This is a genomic window from Marinobacter profundi (genome assembly GCF_002744715.1).
GTDB classification, from domain to species: Bacteria; Pseudomonadota; Gammaproteobacteria; order Pseudomonadales; family Oleiphilaceae; genus Marinobacter; species Marinobacter profundi.
Map to the genome: position 1 here is coordinate 1 of NZ_KZ319393.1, position 587 is coordinate 587.

Sequence of the window (587 nt, forward strand, 5' to 3'; positions counted from 1 at the left end):
TTGCCGAACACGTTGGCCAGGCGGTAGATGTACACCGGGTTGCCGGTGGCTTCGTGCAGCGCCAGCAGAGCATTTTCCGCTGCCCGCTTGCTGGTGCCGTAGTCGTTCTCCCGCTCCGCCTGAATAGACGAGCTGTAGATAATTGGAATGCTCCGGCCCGTGGCCTGTACCGCGTCGCACAAAGCCTGGGTCAGTCCGGCGTTACCGGTGGTGAACTCGGCAGGGTCCTGCGGGCGGTTGATTCCGGCCAGGTGCACAATCCAGTCCACGCCTTCCAGCAGGCCGGGCAGGTCTTGCTCGGTGTGTTCCCGGGTAAAGGGCACCACTTCAAAACCGCCCTGCTCCTGCAGGTGCATTTGCAGGTTCTTGCCGATAAACCCGTTGGCGCCGGTTACCAGTACTTTCATTAATCAGTCCTCCGGGGTCTGGTACTCACCCCGTTCCAGGGCACGAATGAATTCCAGCTTACGCAGCAAAGTTTGCATGCCGGCGACATCCAGGCGCTCGGTGTTATGGGAGTTGTAATCCTCGGTGTGGGAGATCTTCTCCTCCCCCTGCTCCACAAACTTGCCGTAGTTCAGATCCCG

At 59.8% G+C, this 587-nt stretch carries 1 protein-coding gene and 1 pseudogene; both read right to left on the reverse strand.

The features are described from left to right. The coding region (locus CLH61_RS18240; protein ID WP_143752191.1) for an NAD-dependent epimerase/dehydratase family protein at positions 1-407 on the reverse strand (407 nt) is incomplete at its 3' end. 3 nt (positions 408-410) lie between these two features. Beyond that, a pseudogene (locus CLH61_RS18245) lies at positions 411-587 on the reverse strand (UDP-glucose 4-epimerase); the annotation flags it as partial.